This window comes from Persicobacter diffluens (assembly GCF_036244895.1).
Taxonomy (GTDB): domain Bacteria; phylum Bacteroidota; class Bacteroidia; order Cytophagales; family Cyclobacteriaceae; genus Persicobacter; species Persicobacter diffluens.
The window spans coordinates 653821-673139 of sequence record NZ_BQKE01000001.1; the positions used below are offsets into that span (position 1 = coordinate 653821).

11 protein-coding genes and 12 tRNA genes are annotated in these 19319 nt (G+C 43.4%); 18 read left to right on the forward strand and 5 right to left on the reverse strand.

Annotated elements, in window-relative coordinates; translation table 11 throughout:
• Positions 1–290: 290 nt before the first annotated feature.
• Positions 291–1700 carry a DEAD/DEAH box helicase gene (locus tag AAA970_RS02670; RefSeq protein WP_053405910.1) on the reverse strand — a complete coding sequence of 470 codons (1410 nt, stop codon included), beginning with the start codon at positions 1698–1700 and terminating at the stop codon, positions 291–293.
• A gap of 101 nt (positions 1701–1801) precedes the next feature.
• Here AAA970_RS02670 and AAA970_RS02675 point away from each other — a divergent pair, with 101 nt between their 5' ends.
• The 13 genes from AAA970_RS02675 to AAA970_RS02735 all read left to right on the forward strand — a co-directional run bounded on the left by AAA970_RS02675 (position 1802) and on the right by AAA970_RS02735 (position 4866).
• Positions 1802–3142 (forward strand): dihydroorotase, encoded by a 1341-nt coding sequence (locus AAA970_RS02675; RefSeq protein ID WP_338235888.1) that lies wholly within the window; start codon positions 1802–1804, stop codon positions 3140–3142.
• Between the two features lie 181 nt (positions 3143–3323).
• Positions 3324–3397 (forward strand) — tRNA-Asp (locus AAA970_RS02680).
• A gap of 47 nt (positions 3398–3444) precedes the next feature.
• Positions 3445–3518 (forward strand) — tRNA-Asp (locus tag AAA970_RS02685).
• A gap of 37 nt (positions 3519–3555) precedes the next feature.
• Positions 3556–3629 (forward strand) — tRNA-Asp (locus AAA970_RS02690).
• 35 nt (positions 3630–3664) lie between these two features.
• Positions 3665–3738: transfer RNA gene (locus AAA970_RS02695), tRNA-Asp, on the forward strand.
• Between the two features lie 109 nt (positions 3739–3847).
• Positions 3848–3924 (forward strand) — tRNA-His (locus tag AAA970_RS02700).
• Positions 3925–3947: 23 nt separating this feature from the next.
• Positions 3948–4021: transfer RNA gene (locus AAA970_RS02705), tRNA-Asp, on the forward strand.
• Between the two features lie 106 nt (positions 4022–4127).
• Positions 4128–4203, forward strand: a tRNA-His gene (locus tag AAA970_RS02710).
• 26 nt (positions 4204–4229) lie between these two features.
• Positions 4230–4303, forward strand: a tRNA-Asp gene (locus AAA970_RS02715).
• 106 nt (positions 4304–4409) lie between these two features.
• Positions 4410–4485, forward strand: a tRNA-His gene (locus tag AAA970_RS02720).
• Positions 4486–4511: 26 nt separating this feature from the next.
• Positions 4512–4585: transfer RNA gene (locus AAA970_RS02725), tRNA-Asp, on the forward strand.
• A 107-nt stretch (positions 4586–4692) separates the two neighbouring features.
• Positions 4693–4769 (forward strand) — tRNA-His (locus AAA970_RS02730).
• 23 nt (positions 4770–4792) lie between these two features.
• Positions 4793–4866 (forward strand) — tRNA-Asp (locus AAA970_RS02735).
• A 151-nt stretch (positions 4867–5017) separates the two neighbouring features.
• On the opposite strand, the gene AAA970_RS02740 is transcribed toward AAA970_RS02735, so the two are convergent.
• Positions 5018–8377, reverse strand: coding sequence for a malectin domain-containing carbohydrate-binding protein (locus AAA970_RS02740; RefSeq protein ID WP_338235889.1), 3360 nt, complete (start codon positions 8375–8377; stop codon positions 5018–5020).
• Positions 8378–8866: 489 nt separating this feature from the next.
• Between AAA970_RS02740 and AAA970_RS02745 the strand changes: the two genes are divergently transcribed.
• Positions 8867–10141, forward strand: coding sequence for a DEAD/DEAH box helicase (locus AAA970_RS02745; protein WP_338235890.1), 1275 nt, complete (start codon positions 8867–8869; stop codon positions 10139–10141).
• Between the two features lie 77 nt (positions 10142–10218).
• On the opposite strand, the gene AAA970_RS02750 is transcribed toward AAA970_RS02745, so the two are convergent.
• Positions 10219–10605, reverse strand: a complete 387-nt coding sequence (locus AAA970_RS02750) for a hypothetical protein (RefSeq protein WP_053405906.1) — start codon at positions 10603–10605, stop codon at positions 10219–10221.
• A gap of 13 nt (positions 10606–10618) precedes the next feature.
• On the reverse strand, positions 10619–12025 hold the full coding sequence (rlmD, locus tag AAA970_RS02755) for a 23S rRNA (uracil(1939)-C(5))-methyltransferase RlmD (RefSeq protein WP_338235891.1): 1407 nt from the start codon (positions 12023–12025) through the stop codon (positions 10619–10621).
• Between the two features lie 145 nt (positions 12026–12170).
• Between rlmD and AAA970_RS02760 the strand changes: the two genes are divergently transcribed.
• The 3 genes from AAA970_RS02760 to AAA970_RS02770 are packed head-to-tail and all read left to right on the forward strand — an operon-like array spanning position 12171 to position 14032.
• Complete coding sequence (locus tag AAA970_RS02760) at positions 12171–12959, forward strand: class I SAM-dependent methyltransferase (protein WP_338235892.1); 789 nt, start codon at positions 12171–12173, stop codon at positions 12957–12959.
• Between the two features lie 10 nt (positions 12960–12969).
• Positions 12970–13338, forward strand: coding sequence for a YccF domain-containing protein (locus AAA970_RS02765; RefSeq protein ID WP_060685435.1), 369 nt, complete (start codon positions 12970–12972; stop codon positions 13336–13338).
• A 58-nt stretch (positions 13339–13396) separates the two neighbouring features.
• Complete coding sequence (locus tag AAA970_RS02770; RefSeq protein ID WP_053405904.1) at positions 13397–14032, forward strand: NeuD/PglB/VioB family sugar acetyltransferase; 636 nt, start codon at positions 13397–13399, stop codon at positions 14030–14032.
• 588 nt (positions 14033–14620) lie between these two features.
• On the opposite strand, the gene AAA970_RS02775 is transcribed toward AAA970_RS02770, so the two are convergent.
• Positions 14621–16672, reverse strand: coding sequence for an OmpA family protein (locus tag AAA970_RS02775; protein WP_338235893.1), 2052 nt, complete (start codon positions 16670–16672; stop codon positions 14621–14623).
• A gap of 148 nt (positions 16673–16820) precedes the next feature.
• On the opposite strand from AAA970_RS02775, the gene lon reads away from it, so the two are divergent.
• Complete coding sequence (gene lon, locus AAA970_RS02780; protein WP_338235894.1) at positions 16821–19304, forward strand: endopeptidase La; 2484 nt, start codon at positions 16821–16823, stop codon at positions 19302–19304.
• Positions 19305–19319 lie beyond the last annotated feature (15 nt).

Below are 19319 nucleotides of genomic sequence, written 5' to 3' on the forward strand. Positions count from 1 at the left end.
GTGCTTAAGCCGGATTATTCATGCTATAATCCTCTTTTAGCTGCAAGGCGGGAAAAATGAAAAAAGGCTTCCCTGTTTCGGTTGTTCCAGGTAAGTGGACGAAAGAGAGAAACTAAGTTTGCCCAATTTGGCTTGTCAAACATCAAAGGAAAAACACTTGTAACAGTGTATTGGTGAGTCTGTCGGTGCATAATTCGGATTCAATAGGCTCTGAACTTTTAGGAAACAGAAAGCCCTCAACATATTGAGGGCTTTTTGCTTTTCAAAGGGTCTTTCTTGGGAAATGCTGATTACCTTTTTCCTCTTCCTCCTCCGCGATTTTTGGCATTTCGGCTGCTTCCCGAGCGGTTCCGGTTTTTGCCGCCCCCTTTACTCCTGCCTCTGGAGGAATTACTAAAGGCGTTGCCGGTATTTCTCCTTCTTTCCTTATCTTCTCTGGCCTGAATCACCCGCTTCTTTTCATGGAAAGCTCCTTTAAAGTTAGGGTCTTCTTTTTTCTTCAGGTCATCAATATGGCGGAGATAGCCCTGTTGTTCTTCTTTTGGGGTGTCAAAAATCTTGACGCTTTCCGGTATTTCAGCCAGGGGAACTTCCATTTGAATCAGTTCCTCGATTTTTTTGAAATGATACTCCTCTGCCGGATTTATAAACGTGATGGAATTTCCCACAGCTTTTGCCCGTCCTGTACGCCCAATACGGTGCACATAATCCTCATAAATGGGAGGTACATCAAAATTGATCACATGGCTGACTTCCGAGACATCAATCCCGCGGGCGGATACATCGGTGGTCACCAATACACGCACATTGCCGGACTTGAATTCCTCCATGGCATTGATACGGGTATTTTGTCCTTTGTTGGCGTGGATAACTTTTACCGTTCCTTTGACTTTTCTTTCAATAAATTTGAAAATATTATCCGCCGTCGTCCGGGTATTCGCAAAAATGATGACTCTTTTAAATACTTCCTCCTCTTTCAGAAAATGTCCCACCATTTCAATTTTGGTACGGAAGTTCGGTACTTTAAAGGCCTGCTGTTGCACCGTATCCACAGTGGTGGCCTGCGGGGCGATTTCCACTTTTTCCGGGAATTCAAGGAATTCATGGGACAATTCTTCCACCCGTGGAGGGAAAGTGGCTGAGAATAATAAGTTTTGTCGCTTGGTAGGGATGATCTCCAGTATGTTCCGGATTTGTGGCATAAAGCCCATGTCCATCATTTTATCAGCCTCATCCAGAATCATGGTCTTGATCTGCTTGGTGTTGAAAGCGCCCGTCTTATAGATGTCTAAAAACCTTCCGGGGGTGGCCACGATGATGTCCACGCCGGCTTCTACCGCTTCCTTTTGTCGCTTGGGTCCCTGCCCTCCATAAAGCGGCACATGCCGGATTTCGGTGTATTTGGCCAATTCGCTGATGTTGGCATCAATCTGCATGACCAACTCGCGGGTAGGTGCTAAAATAACGGCGCGGGGATCATTTCCCTGCGGGTATTTTATTTTCATTAACAAAGGAAGCACAAAGGCAGCAGTTTTTCCTGTTCCCGTCTGCGCAATACCCAATAAATCATGCCCGGAGGTGGTCAGGGGAATGGCGGCTTGCTGGATTTCAGTGGGCTCAGCATAGCCGGCTTCTGATATCGCATTTAATAATTGACGGTTAAGTTTGAAGTCCTCGAAACTCTTTATTTCTGTTGCCATCTGTTTTTAGCCTTGTATCTTTGTGGAAATGTGTTCCTCGCCTCTGCGATTCACCTGTCAGAGAGCGGGGAAAGGATATTCATCAAATAAATACAATACCAATGAAGCTTCCCTCTATTCTCATTCAGAATGCAAATATAGTCAATGAAGATAAGATCTTTCAGGCCGATGTTTTAATCAAAGACGGAAAGATTGCAAAAATCGGAGAAAAGTTGACTGAAGTGGCAGATGAAACCATAGATGCGACCGGTCTTCACCTGTTGCCGGGCGTAATTGATGATCAGGTACATTTCCGTGAGCCGGGCCTGACGCATAAGGCGGAAATTTATACCGAGGCCAAAGCGGCCGTGGCCGGAGGGATTACTTCTTTTATGGAAATGCCTAATACGGTACCTCAGGCAGTAACCCAGGAGCTGTTAGCGGATAAATATAAGCGGGCGGAAGAAGTTTCCTTGGCGAATTATTCTTTCTTTATGGGGGCGACCAATGACAATCTGGAGGAAGTGTTGAAAACCAACCCTAAAAATGTTTGTGGAATCAAAGCTTTTATGGGCTCCTCCACCGGAAATATGCTGGTAGATGATGAGGCAACGCTGGAAGGACTGTTTTCGAAGGTGCCCATGTTGATCGCGACCCACTGTGAGGATGAGGCGACCATCAGAGCGAATACGGAGGCTTATAAGGAAAAATACGGAGAAGAAGTGCCGATTGCCTGCCATCCGGAGATTCGTTCAGCAGAGGCTTGTTACAAGTCTTCCAGCATGGCGGTGAAGCTGGCGAAGAAACATAACACCCGACTTCATATTTTGCATATTTCTACGGCGAAGGAGTTGGAGTTGTTTGAGAATCAAACGCCCCTAACAGAAAAACGCATTACTGCAGAAGCTTGTGTGCACCATTTGTGGTTCTCGGAGGAAGACTATGCGAAAAAAGGCACCCTGATTAAGTGGAATCCTGCTGTGAAAACCGCCAATGATCGCGATGAAATTTTTAAAGCCGTATTGGATGGCCGAATCGATGTGATCGCGACCGATCATGCTCCTCATACTTTGGAAGAAAAAGATAACAGCTATTTCAAAGCACCATCAGGTGGGCCTTTGGTGCAGCATTCTTTGGTGACTATGCTTGAAATGTACCATGCCGGCAAAATCACATTGGAAAAAATCGTAGAAAAAATGTGTCATAATCCAGCCATTCTTTTTGAGATAGAAAAACGAGGTTATATCCGTGAAAATTATTTTGCTGATATCGTTTTGGTAGATTTACAAGATGCCTGGACGGTGAGCAGGGATAATGTACATTCTAAATGTGGTTGGTCTCCTTTTGAGGGTCAGACTTTTAAGTCCTCTGTGAAGCATACAATCGTTTCGGGGCATCATGCCTATAAAGATGGAAATTTCAACGAATCAGTTAAGGGGCAACGTTTAACTTTTGATAGATAATCGACTTTTTTTTCAGGAGAGTTTTGCGTTTTAAAAAAACGATTCTACCTTTGCAATCCCAAAAGACAACAACAGTTGACTGAGGGGTTAGGAAGAGAATAGCTCTCCTGAAATATTTGAAATTTTTGGTGATTGAGTTTTGTACTATAAAAAGATCATCACACTGTTTGCATAAATTATTGGTTTGGTAGTTCAGCTGGTTAGAATGCCTGCCTGTCACGCAGGAGGTCGCGGGTTCGAGTCCCGTCCAGACCGCTAGCAATAGCAGTTTGTGTTTGATGTTTTAGCAAAAGATTTATTTAGGTTTGGTAGTTCAGCTGGTTAGAATGCCTGCCTGTCACGCAGGAGGTCGCGGGTTCGAGTCCCGTCCAGACCGCTAGCTCTTTGGAGCTTCTTGATAAATCTAATGCAAAGGTTTGGTAGTTCAGCTGGTTAGAATGCCTGCCTGTCACGCAGGAGGTCGCGGGTTCGAGTCCCGTCCAGACCGCAAAATTCATCACATAACAAAGCTTTTGCTTTTTTGGTTTGGTAGTTCAGCTGGTTAGAATGCCTGCCTGTCACGCAGGAGGTCGCGGGTTCGAGTCCCGTCCAGACCGCAGAAGAGAGGAATTATTGAAATAAAGATCATTTCAATATTAAAATGTAGAGTCAAGGCATGCCTTGACTGTACTGGAAGGATTTTAGATAATTCCGCAAAAGCATATGGTGATTGTAGCTCAGTTGGTTAGAGCGCCGGATTGTGGTTCCGGAGGTCGCCGGTTCGAGACCGGTCTTTCACCCCAGGGCTAAGCCCCTTAAAAAGCTTGGTTTGGTAGTTCAGCTGGTTAGAATGCCTGCCTGTCACGCAGGAGGTCGCGGGTTCGAGTCCCGTCCAGACCGCAGAAGAGTGGAATTATTGAAATAAGGATCATTTCAATAACAGGTAGAGAAAGCGCATGCCCTTTCTGTACTGGAAGGATTTTCGATAATTCCGAAGGAAATAAATGGTGATTGTAGCTCAGTTGGTTAGAGCGCCGGATTGTGGTTCCGGAGGTCGCCGGTTCGAGACCGGTCTTTCACCCACAGGGTTAAGCCCCTTAAAAAGCTTGGTTTGGTAGTTCAGCTGGTTAGAATGCCTGCCTGTCACGCAGGAGGTCGCGGGTTCGAGTCCCGTCCAGACCGCAGAAGAGTGGAATTATTGAAGTAAGGATCATTTCAATAACAGGTAGAGAAAGCGCATGCCCTTTCTGTACTGGAAGGATTTTCGATAATTCCGAAGGAAATAAATGGTGATTGTAGCTCAGTTGGTTAGAGCGCCGGATTGTGGTTCCGGAGGTCGCCGGTTCGAGACCGGTCTTTCACCCACAGGGTTAAGCCCCTTAAAAAGCTTGGTTTGGTAGTTCAGCTGGTTAGAATGCCTGCCTGTCACGCAGGAGGTCGCGGGTTCGAGTCCCGTCCAGACCGCATAAGAGTGGAATTATTGAAGTAAGAATCATTTCAATAATACGTAGAGAAAGGGCATGCCTTGACTGTACTGGAAGGATTTAAGATAATTCCGAAAAGCATAAATGGTGATTGTAGCTCAGTTGGTTAGAGCGCCGGATTGTGGTTCCGGAGGTCGCCGGTTCGAGACCGGTCTTTCACCCCAGGGCTAAGCCCCTTAAAAAGCCTGGTTTGGTAGTTCAGCTGGTTAGAATGCCTGCCTGTCACGCAGGAGGTCGCGGGTTCGAGTCCCGTCCAGACCGCAGAAGCCCGGAAGTGATTCCGGGATTTTTTGTATTTGGGGTTTTGAAACGGGAATGTTGGTGATGGACAGTTTTCAGACTCAGATCGCTGGAAATAAAAAAGAGGCTGTCCCAAACCCTGAGACAGCCCCCTTTCGATTGTTGATTTCTATTATTTAAACATCACTTTCTCCACTTGTTTCCAGCCTTCCTGACCTGAAACTTCCATGAGATAAACACCGGAGTTGAAGCGATCGCCCCCCAGATTCACTTTTAGTTCTTTTCCTTTCAGTTTTAATTGTTGAGTAGCTAAAACTTTTACAGCTCCGGCACCATCGACAATTTTCACTGCAGGTAAAGTAGAGGTGGCATTTTCTAACTGCACGGTAAACTGATCCACTACAGGATTCGGATAAACGCCGGCTTCCTCTTCCTGATCAAACCCATTCAGGAGGTTTTCATCTGCAATGGTGCGATTATCATCTGTGTATTCGTATTTTACACCCTCAATACAGATAGCAGAAACTTTCGGATAATTGGCTCTTCCTCTTTTGAATTCTAACTTCAGCCTTCCATTCTCTACGATGCAATAGAAGTAGTCGTAATTTGCATAGTCCTTGCCATAGCCATTTTTGTCATAGGACTCATAGAATGGGTCGTAATCATACCACTTTTGTTCGCCATTGGCATATACATTGAACTTTCGTTGTCCCGCTTCTCGGAAGTAAATTTCGGCACAGTAGATAGTCACCTTATATTTTCCATTTGGAAGATCTCTCAATTCCATATAGAACTCACCCCAACGTTCTGTTTGATAGAGGGCGTCGTCATCAGTACCATAGATCTCATGGCTTACATTATAACGGTTAGCCCCTATGAAATAAGAACCATCATCTGCTTTGAATTCGTTGCCATATTCATCTGTATGTGCACGTCCATTGGCATTGATGCAAAGTTTGCCCCATTGTTCCGGAGTGATACATACCTCTATTTGGAATTTCATCTTAGCTTCCCGTGATGGATATCCATCATCTTTAACGCTTACCTCAACCTCATAATACCCGGCTTCTGAAGCAACGGTACCATGGATCTGTCCGGTGTATTCGTCAATTTCCAATCCGTAAGGCAGGTTAGTGGCATAATAATGCAGGTTATGATCTTCTTCATCATGAGCGGAGACATAATAACTCACGTAATCATCCACATATATTTTTTTATCTTCCATCTGGACGATTTTCGGCGCAGCATTATACGGTAACGTTTCTTTTGGTTTGATACAAATGGCCGAGATTTTTGGATAATCTCTGTTACAGCTACCACCATAGAAGCGGATATTCACATAGCCATCTGAAATTTCCGTGGTGAATTTTCGTACGATGGCCACATTCTTACCCCCCTGTCCGTGATTCTCCTCATTGGCTTCTTTATAAATATCGAAGCAGTCTAAAACATTTTCTCTTTCGATGTCTACTGCAAACTTACGCTTGCCTTCCCGATCCCAATAGATTTCAGCAAAATGAAGCTCAACCTCATAGGCTCCGTTATCCACCGGAATTTGGTAGGTAAAATGCCCGTATCTTTCAGATTGGTATAAGTAAGGATCCTGAGTATTGTAAATCCTGGTTTCGCGGGAATAACAACGTCCACCTTCTACATAATGATCATCTGCATAAAAAGGAATGCCGGCATCCGAGCGGTATTCTCCTCCGCAGGCATTAAGACATTTTGGTCCGGTTACCGGAACTTCACATTCAATGTACGCCTCACAACCATTGGCATCTTTCACATAGACTTTATATGTCCCTGGTTTCAGTCCCATGAATTTACCGTGGTCCTGGTATTCTCCTCCTTCTATTTTAAACAGGTAAGGAGGAGTGCCACCCTGCGCACTTACTTCAAAACCACCATCTGCTTTTGAATAAGAAGAAGCGCCGTACGCCTGCCCCTGTACTAGTTCCAATAAGTCCGGTTCTCCAATGGTGAATCTTTTGGTTCTTTTACAATCCTTCGCGTCTGTTACTACTACTTTGTAGTCTCCGGCCGCCAATCCCATGATGGAGAATTTATCTCCAATAGACTGAATAGGTCTGTCATTGCGGTCAAACCATTCCACCATATACATACCCGTTCCGCCGGTAACCTTTACAGCGGCCATTCCATTAGCATCTCCATAGCATAGCGCATCAGTAGTTGCTAACTCAACTTTCAATCGTGGAGGATTGATCATGGTGAAATAACACACCTTATTACAACCCCGGGCATCCGTTACCAATACATAATATTCCCCTTTGGAGAGGGTTTCAATTCTACTTTCGGTTTCCCCTTCAATCTGGCTGCCATCAATTTCATACCAGGCATAATTATAAGGTGCTTTTCCTCCTTCAACATAGACCTCCGCAATTCCATTGTCATCATTGCGGCATTCCAGATTGGTTACTTCTATTACTTTGACAACCAGTTCATCTTTTTGCTTGAGCTCAACAGTTTTCATAATCATCTGCCCTGCAGCATCCCAAACTTTAATTTTGTAGGTTCCGGCAAGGAGGTCTCCCTGATAATTTCCTTCTTCCCCAACCATTTCCTGGTCTTCGTAATACCATTTGTAGGCGTAGGGTTCACAGCCACCTTCAACAATTACCTTTATGGATCCATTGGTTCCTTCATAGCAGGAAGGCTGATTTTTCTTAATGCTGATTTCAAGGGGGCTGGCTTTTACGATGACCGTTTGTTTTTGCTCACAAATATTTCCTGCAGCATCTGCATAATACCAGGAAATTTCATACTCCCCTTTTTGATCGTAATACAAAGGATCCTGAGTTTGTCCCAGGATTAAATCATCACAGTTATCGAAGGCTTTTGGGATATCCGTTACTTCTACTTTGCAATAACCCTCAATGACAGGTAAGTATTCCTTGGCGGGTACGGGTTTGCTGCCGTCTTTTACCGTTACAATAAAACTTTTGCTTCTACGGTTTCCATTGACGTCGCAAACCAATATCTCTACCTCAGTATCACCAAGGGGGAAAATAGTTCCGGATTCATTTCCTTTTACCACTTTGGTCCAGGCGATTTCACAGTTGTCCGAGGTCTGATATTCATACATTACTTTTGCGTAACATACTTCTCCGTTGTCGAGGCCGGAACCTGCATAGACGGTGAAATCATCCGGCACTTTTAGCTTGGGCTTCTCATTGTCTTTTACCGTAACATAAAAGGAGCAGGAAGCTTCATTTCCGTTTTCTTTCGCCGTAATGGTGACTTTGGTAGTCCCTACTTCGAAATAAGAGCCAGGCTCATGCGTGGAAGACCAATAAACTCCATCAGGCTCGGCCGGATATTCCCAATGGACAATTGCTCCGCATTGTCCGGCATCGTTATTTACCTCTATATTCGGTAGACATTCAAAAATATCGACGGGATCCGCCTTTGCCATAGATGACCATAAACCCGGGCTGGCCACCATCATCATACAGACCAGAACAGCCAAAAATGACTTTTTCCTGAAAATCTGATTAAAGTAGGTTTCTTTCATGTGAAAATTATGGTTATAGTGATTTGGTGAAATTCGCTTAAACATTACATGAATTTCTATCATGCCTATTTCAAGAGATATCACTGTTCAAACCCTGCCGATTAACGGCTGTTAGTCATTAAAACCTTAATCATTACCTGCTTTGGTGTTTTTTGATCAATTCCAAGAATTTCTATTGAACCCACCTAAAGCCTTCATTGTCAAGATGAATCAATTTTTAAATATGGTTTTTATGCCTTTTAATTTAATCATTTAAAAAATATCACATAAACAACTTTATTTAGTTATATTTTATCGTAAAATATCTAGTGTCTTTGTGGATCAGTGGGCCTTTCTTCCTAAAAAATCAGTAAAACTGCATTAAATGCCTGCTTTTTTTTAGATTTACATTTGATAGAGACCACATAGTGAAAAAAAATTGGTCGTCCGAAGGGTCGGGTATCATTTTAAATCCCTTTGGACCAATAAAAACTTATTAACCCATAGGATTTGAAATTTACAGACTTTGATCTTAACCCCAACATAGAGGATGCCATTCTGGCAATGGGGTTTGAAGATGCGACGCCCATTCAGGAGGCTGCTATTCCTCTTGCGATAGAAGGAAAGGATTTAATCGCCTGTGCACAGACAGGAACCGGAAAAACGGCAGCTTATCTTTTGCCGGTAATGCACAAATTGTTGGAGGGAGATGCTCCGAAAAGTAATTCGGTTAGTTGTATTATTATTGCCCCAACTCGTGAGCTGGCCATTCAGATTGATCAGCAATTGGAAGGCATGAGTTATTTTGCCCCTTTGAGTACGGTGGCCATTTATGGAGGAAATGATGCCGGGAACTGGGAAAAGCAGCGCTCAGCTATTAAAAATGGAGCTGATATTATAGTAGCCACGCCTGGTCGTCTGATTCAGCATTTTAATCAGGGCTACCTCAAAACGGATGATTTACAGTTTTTAGTACTGGATGAGGCTGACAGAATGTTGGATATGGGCTTCCAGGAAGATATCAACCAAATTGTGGGAAAACTTCCGGAGAGCCGTCAGACCTTGATGTTTTCTGCTACCATGCCACCAAAGATTCGCAGCTTAGCCAAAAATATCCTGAAAGATCCGGAAGAGATTACCTTTAAAGTATCTACTACTGCTGAGGGAGTGCTTCAGGGAGCTTTTATGGCTTATGATGAGCAAAAGGCCAGCATTTTGAAAGGTATTCTGGTTGGGAATGAGGAGAAATTGCCCACGGTATTCGTTTTTTGTTCTACTAAATCCAAGGTAAAGGAGCTGGGCCATGAAATGAAACGATGGGGCTTGAAAGCAGAGCCATTCCAGTCGGATTTGGAGCAGAAAGAGCGTGAGCAGATCATGCAGAGCTTTAAAAACAAGCAGTTCCAGGTTTTGGTGGCTACCGATATTGTTTCCCGCGGAATCGATATTGATGACGTATCGATGGTGATCAATTATGATGTGCCAAATGACCCGGAAGACTATGTACACCGTGTGGGCCGTACAGCAAGAGCAGAGCGTAAAGGTTTTGCGGTTACTTTGATAAACCCGAAGGATTGTGGCAAGTTCCGCAGAATTGAGGAGTTGATCGAAAAAGAAGTGATGAAGGTGCCATTACCGGAATCTTTCGGCGGGCAGCCAAGCTATTCCACGGAGCGCAGAGGAAATGGCGGACGTTTCAATAAGAAAAGAAACTACAGCGGAAATAAAGGTGGTGGAGGCCGTAAAGGCAATTACAACCGTCGCCCTAAAAACCAAAATGCTTAATTGTTTTTGGTGTTAAAGAAAATAAAAAAGGTTCGGAGACTATTCCCCGAACCTTTTTTTATGGCTTTCAACCGGTTTTACAGCACTGCCTTATCATCTTCCGGATAAGGAATAAAGACAAAATTCGTGAAAGCCCCATCCATCACGAACAAGCAACAAAACTCATCCGGATTTTTATAAGACTTTTTAAAGCCCTCTTCTTTCTCTCCTTTTTCAATCAGGCCTCTCTGAACAAATTCTTCCAGGAAGGTAATGTTGTAATTCCATTGTAAATCAAGCTCTCCCATTTTTAGGAAAACCTGCCCGACAGGCATTCCCATTTTGGAAATAGGGAAAATAGGAAAGTCAGAAAACCCTTTACGGCGAACCGCATAGGAAGCTTCCTTCAAATTATCTGCGATTTTGGCAAAATCCTGGGTGATGGTGCCCAGGTATTTACCGTCTAATTCCGGATCATTATGCATAGGTCGTATTCTTTTATTTCAATTCCAGTGCGACAACATTTTCAATATGGTGGGTGTGCGGGAACATATCCACCGGCTGAATTTTGGTTACCTTATATTTGACATCCAACAAGTTCAGATCTCTGGCCTGTGTTGCAGGATTACAGCTCACATAAACAATGCGTTTAGGCGCCAATTTCAACAACATTTCCACTACTTCCGTATCCATTCCTGCCCTCGGAGGGTCAGTAATCACTACATCCGGTGCAGGGTGCTTAGCGGCAAATTCATCCGTCAATACGTTTTTCATATCTCCGGCGTAGAATAAGGTATTTTCCACCTTATTGATTTCGGAGTTGATTTTGGCATCTTCAATCGCAGCTTCCACATATTCAATTCCCACGACCTGTTTCGCTTTCTTCGCTACAAAATTGGCAATGGTTCCGGTACCGGTATACAAGTCATAAACCACTTCCTCTCCGGTTAGTCCGGCGAAATCACGCGTAACGGAATAAAGCTGATAAGCCTGTTCTGAATTGGTTTGGTAGAAAGATTTAGGTCCCACACGGTAGGTCAGATCTTCCATGGTCTCCTCAATATAAGGGGTGCCATGGTGCAAAATCAATTCTTGATCAAAAATGGTTTCATTTCCTTTTTTGTTCACCACATAGTACAGAGAGGTGATTTCCGGGAATTCTGCTTTTAAATGATCCACCAAAGGTAAGGTCCACTTCTCCTCATCAGTAAACACTTGTAAAATCACCATGATCTGGCCGGTAGTATTGGCCGTACGAATGGTCACATTTCGTAAATGGCCTTCCTGAAATTTTACATTGTAGTAAGGGATTTCATTTTCCTTGGCGAAAGTATCAATCGCCGTTCTGATGGCGTTGGATGGATCCGGCTGCAACCAGCACTTGTTCACATGGATAATTTTATCAAATCCACCCGGAATATGGAAACCAAGGCCACGACGATCCTGATTCTCCTCTGAAGCGATTTCTTTTTTTGTCAACCAACGGAAATTCGTAAAAGAGAATTCCATTTTATTGCGGTAGAATTCGGTCTTTTCTGAGCCAAGCGCCAATGGAATCTCCGGGATTTCAATTTTTCCTAGGTGCTCCATGGTTTCACGAACCACCTGCGTTTTAAATTCTACCTGATGCTCATATTTCAGGTGCTGCCACTTACAGCCACCACAAAGGCCGTAATGCTCACACAACGGTTCCTGTCGCAAATCCGAGAAAGTATGAATTACCTCGGGAGCAGCCTGTATAAATTTCTTGCGTTTTTTTACCACGCGCACATCCATCACATCTCCGGGTGCTGCATGGGATACAAACACAATTCGACCTTCCTCATCATGACCCAGGCAGTTGCCTTCTGCTGCTACCTTCTCAATGGTCAATCCCTTAATATCTTTCAGTTTCTTTCTCGCCATAATACAAATTATTGTCCTCAATTGGACAACCAACGCTAAATCACTATTTTAACGCGCAAAGATAAGGAAATCCGATCTTTAGCCCTGATTTTTTTATAAAAAAACCGAGGCAGTGAGGATTGTTTACCCACATCAATTAGATTTTATGGATAATTATATAGAAGCCAATCGCGCACTTTGGAATGCGAAAACACCGCATCATCTGGAATCGGAATTCTATGATAATGAGAGTTTTGTTGACGGTAGGAATGCGCTGATGGAGATAGAATTAGCCCTTTTGGGAGAGGTAAAGGGCAAAAGTATTCTTCATCCCCAATGCCATTTCGGGCAGGATAGTCTTTCTTTAGTTAGGATGGGGGCAGAGGTTACGGGTGTTGATTTATCCGATGAAGCGATAAAGGCGGCGCAGGATTTAAGTAGTCAGACCGGATTGGCGGCTACTTTTCATCAGGGGAATGTTTTGGAAATGGATCAGGTGTTAAAAGGTAAAACTTTTGACATGGTTTTTACCTCCTACGGAACGGTAGGCTGGTTGCATGATATTAATCTTTGGGCAAGGCAAATTGCGCTGCACCTGAAGCCTGGTGGAACTTTCATTTTTGCGGAGTTTCATCCGGTGGTCTGGATGTTTGATGATAATTTTACCCAAATTACCTATCCTTATTTAAAGGCAGATACCATAGTGGAGGAAATAGAAGGAACTTATGCGGATCGTGAAGCTCCTATTAAAAACATTTCCTATAGCTGGAACCATGGCATGAGTGAAGTGATTCAGGCGCTATTGGATGCCGGATTGAAACTGGAAGTTTGTCAGGAATTTGATTATTCTCCCTATGACTGCTTTCCCAATACGGTGAAGAGCAAAAAAGGCTTTCAGATTAAAGGGATGGAAGGCCTGATCCCGATGGTGTATGCATTAAAAATGAAAAAATAAATCTTTAGTTATGAGTCTTCTGGGTAATATTATCTGGTTTGTTTTTGGCGGTGTTTTTATTGCCATAGAATATTTATTGGCCAGCGTGGCGATGATGCTCACGGTAGTGGGGATTCCTTTTGGTTTGCAGTCGATAAAGTTAACGGAGTTGGCACTATTTCCATTTGGGAAGGAAGTCCGCAAAAGAGAAACGGATCATGGTTGTCTGTGGACGATCATGAATATCATCTGGTTCTTTGTGGGGGGAATCTGGATCTGGCTTTCCCATATTGGTTTTGGCATCCTTTTTTGTATTACTATAATAGGTATTCCTTTTGGGAAGCAACATTTTAAATTAGCCGGTTTGGCTTTGAGACCTTTTGGTCGGGAGATAGTTTAAACCTTTTTACCAAGAAGATTTACTATCTTTGCGCACGAATTAAGCATGAAGAAATAAAATGGAAAATCCGGTAATTATTTTCGGTGCCAACAGCATCGGTAAAGCAGCCCTGGAAATCTTTAAAAGCAATGAGATTGAGGTTTACGGCTTTTTGGATGAAAATGAAGCATTACACCATACAGAAATAGATGTTGTTCCAGTATTAGGTTTCCCTGATGACGGAGGGTTTACCAAGCTTATTGGTAAAAAATGTGAGGCTTTTATCGCTACGGATGAAACTGAGCTTCGCAAAAATCAGGTGGAGATGCTGAATGAAAAAAGAAAAGTTCAGCCGGCTAATGCGGTTCATCAGGCAGCGATCATTTCAGATAGTGCTTCTTTTGGTTATGGGAATTTCATTAATGCCAAAGCATTTATCGGAAGTGGCGTGGAAGTGGAAAGCCATTGTGTAATTCACGCAGGCGTAAATCTGGACGCAGGTGTTAAAGTAGGGAATTTTGCTCAAATTGGTACGGGCTCTAATATCAATGCCGATGTTACCATTGAGGAGGAAGCGTTTATTGGATCAGGGGTTACCATCGTAGCAGGGGTTACCATTGGGAAAGGTGCTCGTGTGGGAGCTGGCTCAGTAGTGATCTCTGATGTAAAGGCAGGAGAGACGGTTTTTGGTAATCCGGCTAAAGCAATTGGATAAGCAGAAAATGTTAATTTGATAGGAAAAGCCCGGCAATTGTCGGGCTTTTTTATTTAATCCGGCTTATTCATGCTTCAATCCTCCTTTAACTACAAGGCGGGAAAAATGAAGGGATTTTTCCTGTTTCGAGTTTTTCCCAACGAAGCAGATGAATGAAGAGAAAGCAAGCTTATCGAAATTTGGATAATTATTCAATCAATGAAGTTAACTGCAATGCCCTGATAGTGATCCTCTTGATGGGGCTGCCTGAATCTATCGGTGCATAATTTGCCTTAGAGCGTGATTAAAGGCCAAAATTCGCAGCGAAAATTTGATTATGGCAGAAGTGATGCCCGATTATTTTGAGAGAATAGCATCACTATTGTTGAGAAATTATCCAAAATCGTTTTCAATAATTCGAATTTGCAACCGGATGGTGGGCTTTTAAACACGCTCTTATTCATCAGGCAAAAAAAAAGACCGTAACTGCTTTAGCCACGATCTTCTTAGTTATTCGCCTATTGATGTTCACTAATTCTAACGGGAACTATCAATTTCGGTTCCTTTTTTCCTGAAAAATTAAAAGGGAAAATAATCCGGTTTAAAATGTTACCATCGAATACCATCATCTTCTTCCACCTTGTTTCTATTCCAGCCTTTATTGTTTGGTCGATATATTTCAAACTCCACCCGACGGTTTAACTCCCGGTCAGATTCCGTTTTTTCCTCTACCAGTGGCTGTTGAGCGCCATAACCAATAGCCTCAATACGGTCTTTACTAATTCCTCCAAAATATTCAATATAATCTTTAATGGCGTCTGCCCGCTTTTGGGATAACTGAATATTGGCTTGTGGATTTCCTTTGGTATCGGTATGTCCCGAGATTTTGAGTTTAAAATCCGGATTATCGAGCAGGAAGTTTCCAATTTTGTCCAAATCGTAATACATGGCCGATTTTAATTCAAAGGAATTATTGTCAAATACCACAGATTCGAACTGCATTCGGGAGGAAATCGGACGGGTCTGATCATCGAAGTTAGTGTCTCCCTGCAGGGTGAAAATCTTCTCAATCCTGAAGAATTCATCTCCCTGAATCACCATTAAATATTGTCGGTTATCGATCAATTCAAATTGATAGGAACCATCTTCTCTCAAATACTTTGGCGCAATGGCAATCCCTTCTTCCATGTCAATGATGGAAACTATGCCGTCTGTAAAAGGGCTGTTGCTCAGGGAATCTGTCAGTGTACCGGTCAATTTCGTGGTCGCCAATGGTTGTGCGCCCATGGGCAGTGGGAAGGAATACAAATCCAGATTCTCCATATTGTTTTCTATGGATTTGGCATAGTAAAGATTTTCAGACTCCTGATCAATGGTGAAGTAAAACTCAGATCCCTTTCCATTAACCAGCGGGCCAATATTACTGGATTCGCCCCAGCGATTATTTTCTTCTAAATACGCTTTGTAAATATCAAATTCCCCAAAATTTATCAGCTGGCCACTGGAGCTGAAATACAATACATTATGCTTTGGATGAACGAAAGGGCTTACTTCACTTCCCCGGGTATTGATCACCGGTCCCATATTTTTTGCCGGTAGCCAGTTTCCGTTACGGTCTTTATGGGTGTAATAAAGATCCGACATCCCAAATCCTCCAATACGGTCAGAGGCAAAATAAAGTGTATCCTCCGTAGGAGAAAGACTGGGGTGAGAATCCCAGGCCGTAGAGTTTACGTTACGACCAAGGTTTTTGACTTCTCCCCAGGTGCTGTCCGCCTGCAATTGTGCCACAAAAAGGTCACAATTACCGAAGGTCTCCGGGGTGTTGCAACGTGAGAAATAGATGGTGGTGCCATCTTTCGAAAGGTAAGGAGAGCCTTCATTGGCTTCGGTGTTCAGTTCTTTTAAAGGAAGGGCCTCATCCCAATACCCATCTCCCAAGGATTTAATAATAAAAAGATCTTCATTGGGCACCGGATCAAAGTTGCGGCGAATACTATTGCGTTGGGAGGTGAAAATGATGGTGCTATTGTCCCAGCTGATAGAAGGGCCATAATCAGATTTATTGGAATTTACATAGAATCCCATATTCAGGTCAATCCCCTGCGGAGGTCTCAGTGTATCCAGTTTCTCTCTGAATTCCACCAAGTCATAATAATAATCTAAAGGAACGTAGTCTTCCGGTTTACGACCCGCCATTTTGTAATATTTGGATTGGACTTTCTGGAAATCCACCCCTGCATGATGATGTTTTAACACCAGTTTGTATAACCGTTGGGCATCATAAAATCGACCCTGTTCTTCTGTAATATTGGCCAATCGCCACAGCCAGTAGGTATCTCTTCTGAAATTATCAACACCAAATTTCGAAACATAATCCCATAGCAAAGGGTAAAGTGCATCGCTATCCTTGGCCTTGTCTAATTTGTTCAGCTTATTTAGTTCAGATTTATCGTAATAATACCTAATCTTATTTACATTGGGGAAAAGAAATAATTCCTGTAATTTATAATCATGGGGATTCTCAATAACATTTTTGTCTTTTTTTTGTCGTTTTTGTGCCAGCCCTTCTGAAAAAGGGTGTAAAATTGACATAAAAAAAAGCGCCCAAACCAAGGGGGTAAGCCTCAGGCTGACAATTTGTGTTTTATTTCTGCTCATAAAGTGCATATTGGCGCTCGAATAATACAATAATTAGCTATACTTTGCAAGATAGGGGTTTTGGCACATCCCTTGCCCAAATATAGTGACATCTTTATAATTTTTGCAGAATTTGCAATAACTGTCAATTTGACATATAAATATATCTATGGATTCAAAGAAAGACCTGTTCCAAAATGTGATTCTAGCGGAAATGCAGGAGACTGAAACCGGAGAATTCATTTCTATTAATGAGGAAATGGATGCCGCGGAGGTCAATAGTTCCGATATTCCGGATGAATTACCCATTCTTCCTATAAAAAATACTGTGCTCTTTCCGGGTGTGGTGATTCCGATCACCGTTGGACGCGCCAAATCCATTAAGTTGGTAAAAGAGGCTTATAAAGGCGACCGCATTATTGGTGTGGTGGCTCAAAAAAATAAAGACATTGAAGATCCTAAGGTACATGATTTTTATGCCATAGGAACGGTGGCCCGCATTGTGAAAATGCTGGTTTTGCCTGATGGAAACACCACCATCATCATTCAGGGGGTTCGTCGATTCCTTTTGCAGGACATCATTTCCGAGGACCCTTATTTTAAGGCCAGTATCCTAACCTTGGACGAGAGCTTCCCGGCGAAGGAATCGGAAGAAGCAGCGGCTTTGATTGAGACGCTGAAAGATTCCGCCAATAAAATTTTGAGGTTAAATCCGGATATGCCGCAGGAGGCACAGTCTGCGATCGACAATATCGACTCCCCGGCATTTTTGACCCACTTTTTGGCTTCTAACCTTTCGGTGCCGCCAAAAGAAAAGCAAAGAATTTTGGAGACAGACTCCGGAGTGGAGCGTTCTACGCTGCTATTGGAGTATATGTTGAAGGAAATTCATATGCTGGAGCTGAAGAATGAAATCCAAAGCAAGGTGCATTCTGATTTGGATGCCCAGCAGCGTGATTATTTCCTCCGCCAGCAGATGAAGGTATTGCAGGATGAGTTGGGGCAGGGTGGCCCTGAGTCTGAGGTCAGAACACTTCGCAAAAAAGGCGAAAAGAAAAAATGGCCAAAAGAGGTGAAAGATCACTTCCTGAAAGAGTTGGATAAATTGAGCCGGGTGAACCCTCAGGCGCCGGAATATGCGGTGAATTTGGGCTATGTAGAGTTCATGATAGACCTTCCATGGGAGGAGTTCACCGAGGATAATTTTGATCTGAAGCGCGCGCGTAAAATCCTGGATAAGGAGCATTACGGTTTGGAGAAGGTCAAAGAGCGGATCATTGAATACCTGGCGGTATTGAAGTTGAAGCGTGATTTGAAAGGCCCGATTTTGTGTTTATATGGCCCTCCGGGTGTGGGTAAAACTTCCCTGGGGCGTTCAATTGCCAACGCACTGGGGCGTGAATATGTACGGATGTCTTTGGGTGGATTGCATGATGAGTCGGAGATCCGAGGTCACCGTAAAACCTATATTGGCGCGATGGCGGGTAAGGTTTTACAGAATCTGAAACGCTGTAAAACGGCCAACCCGGTATTTGTACTGGATGAAATTGATAAGGTAAGTTCTGATTTCCGTGGAGATCCATCTTCTGCATTATTGGAGGTATTGGATCCAGAGCAAAACAACAACTTCGTAGATAACTATTTGGAAATTGGCTTTGACCTTTCCAAAGTACTCTTTATTGCCACTTCCAACTCATTGGAAACCATTCAGCCCGCTTTGCGTGACCGTATGGAGATTATTGAGCTGACCGGCTATACCCAGGAGGAAAAAGTAGAAATTTCTAAAAAGCACCTGATTCCTAAGCAACGCGAGGAGCATGGATTGAAGGCGGCGGATATTACCTTCAATAAAGCCGCCATTAAGTCGGTGATTGATGGCTATACCCGCGAATCCGGTGTTCGTAATCTGGAGCGTAAGCTTGGAGCAATTTGCCGTAATGTGGCCAAATCTGTAGCAATGGAGGAGGAGTACACCAAGTCCATTTCCAACGGCAGAGTGGAAGAGATTCTGGGGCCTCAGATTTTCGATAAGGAGCTGTATGAAAATAACCGTACCGCAGGTGTTGTGACTGGCCTGGCCTGGACACAAGCGGGTGGGGAGATCCTATTCATAGAGTCAGCTTTAAGTCGTGGTGCAGGTAAACTTACGCTTTCAGGCCAGTTGGGAGATGTCATGAAGGAATCCGCCATGGCAGCATTAACTTACCTGAAGGCCAATGCAGAAAGATTGGGCATCGATTATCGTATATTTGACCGATATGATTTGCACATCCACGTACCGGCCGGGGCAGTGCCTAAAGATGGTCCTTCTGCCGGTATCACCATGCTGACTTCCCTGGCTTCGGTTTATACGCAGAAAAAAGTCCGTTCCAAACTGGCCATGACGGGAGAAATCACCCTTCGCGGACAAGTGTTGCCAGTAGGTGGGATTAAAGAGAAAATTTTGGCGGCGCGAAGAGCGGGAATCAAGGAGATTTTACTTTGTGAGAAAAACCGAAAAGATGTAGAGGAAATTGAGGCACAATACATCAGCGATCTGAACATTCAATTCGTGAAAGATGCGCAAGAGGTATTGGATTTTGCCTTATTGAATGAGCAGGTCAGCGAGCCTGTGAACTTCATTTTGGAAGATAAAAAATCAGAAAAGGCATAATTAAAAAATTGGAGG